The sequence below is a fragment of the Planktothrix sp. FACHB-1355 genome, from assembly GCF_014748295.1.
Lineage (GTDB): Bacteria > Cyanobacteriota > Cyanobacteriia > Cyanobacteriales > Aerosakkonemataceae > Aerosakkonema > Aerosakkonema funiforme_A.
The window spans coordinates 1-1788 of the sequence record NZ_JACJUP010001312.1 but is presented as its reverse complement, the minus strand read 5'-3'; the positions used below and the strand labels follow the sequence as shown (position 1 = coordinate 1788).

Genomic DNA, 1788 nt, shown 5'->3' with positions numbered 1-1788 from the left:
GGGATAGCGCACGAAATTAATAATCCCGTGAATTTTATTTATGGGAATCTTCAGTATACAGAAAATTATGTAAAAAAAATGCTGAATTTGCTGGAATTATATGAACAAGAATATCCTCAAACAAATTTAGTAATTCAAGCAAAAATAGAAGAAATTGAGTTAGATTTTCTCAGAAAAGATTTAATTAAAATTCTGCAATCGATGACAGTAGGAAGCGAACGAATCAAACAAATCATCCTGAGTTTGCGTAATTTTTCGCGCTTGGATGAATCCGATATGAAAGCGGTAGATTTACACACCGGAATTGAAAGCACTTTACTAATTTTACAAAATCGCTTCCAAGAGATTAATAATCAACCAAAAATAGAAGTGATTAAAGAGTATGGCAACCTTCCTCGTGTCACTTGTTATGCGAGTGAGATGAATCAGGTATTTATGAGTATTATCAGTAATGCTATTGATGCTCTCAAGCAAGTTAGTAAAACTAATAAAAATCACTTCATTCGGATTCAGACTCAAGTCATAGGAAAAGAGCAGGTAAGAATTGAGATCGCTGATAATGGTTGTGGGATTCCCGCCCATATTCAACAGCGCATATTCGAGCCATTTTTTACGACTAAACCAGTCGGAAGCGGTACGGGTTTAGGTTTATCAGTCAGTTATGCTATTGTCAAAAAACATGGCGGTCAATTAACCTGTGAATCGACTGTCGGTAGCGGGACAAAATTTGCGATCGAAATTCCCATCAAGTATCGGGGATAACTTACGGAAGTTTAGCTATAACATCGGAGGGGTCATCGCAGCGGGTTTGGGAACGTTTGGCACAAGGTAAATATTTTTTACACATCTTTGAGGGTTGGGATGACAACGCGCTAGCTGGTAGCCGGATGAAGTTAGGTAGGCGATCCCAAAACCACCCCTGCCCAAAACTTTTTCGATAACGCACCTATCGCCGGGGAACAGTTGTCCTTGTTTCCCAGCCATCTGCGATCGCTCTCTCGACAATTGGGATTTATTGTGGCACAAACAAGTAGCAGGCAAACAGGATATCCTAAGTATTTATGCTCAACAGATAAAATTCACCTCTAGCCAGAAAAGTCAGATATAAGTTAAAGATGAGATATGACTTGAATCGGTTTCGCTGCTACAGCTTAAGGTGGGACACATAGAAAAGAAGACTTTACCTTCTCTGAGATACAGTCTCTCACCAGTTGGTGAAAAATTCTCCTTCTCCCAGAGTCCCCCTTGTCTACCTTGAGTACTGAAGACTACCTTATCCGATCGCACTGTCACGGCTAAAGTTAATCGCTGTTGCGCTTTTAGCGCCTTTCGGATGCCTCAATAACCCTCTGTTCTATGTGTTCCCGGTGACTTTTGACATCCAGAGGCAACTATCCAAATTTGACTGTCCAGCCAAGCTGCTACTATCTTTGTTCTCATGTCAACGCTCGTAATAGTCGAATCTCCCACTAAAGCACGTACCATTCGCAACTTCCTGCCCTCCACCTACCGCGTCGAGGCATCGATGGGCCATGTGCGCGACCTGCCCTCATCTGCCGAAGAAATTCCCGAAGCAGTCAAAGGGGAAAAATGGGCGCAGTTGGGGGTGAATGTAGAGGCAGATTTTGAACCCCTATATGTCATCCCCAAGGAGAAGAAGAAAGTTGTCAAAGAGCTTCAAAAAGCTCTTGAAGAAGCTGACGAACTCATACTGGCAACAGATGAAGACCGCGAAGGCGAAAGCATTAGCTGGCATCTCAAAGAACTTTTAAAGCCCAAAATACCCAC

The 1788-nt window shown here is 42.2% G+C and carries 3 protein-coding genes; 2 read left to right on the top strand and 1 reads right to left on the bottom strand.

Annotated elements, in window-relative coordinates:
* Window positions 1-762 (top strand): ATP-binding protein (locus tag H6S82_RS31900; RefSeq protein WP_191057399.1); only part of this gene is annotated, 762 nt, incomplete at its 5' end.
* Between the two features lie 15 nt (window positions 763-777).
* On the opposite strand, the gene H6S82_RS31895 is transcribed toward H6S82_RS31900, so the two are convergent.
* Window positions 778-984 carry a hypothetical protein gene (locus tag H6S82_RS31895; protein ID WP_190470507.1) on the bottom strand — a complete coding sequence of 69 codons (207 nt, stop codon included), beginning with the start codon at window positions 982-984 and terminating at the stop codon, window positions 778-780.
* Between the two features lie 454 nt (window positions 985-1438).
* On the opposite strand from H6S82_RS31895, the gene H6S82_RS31890 reads away from it, so the two are divergent.
* On the top strand, window positions 1439-1788 hold a 350-nt coding region (locus H6S82_RS31890; protein ID WP_191057398.1), incomplete at its 3' end, for a toprim domain-containing protein.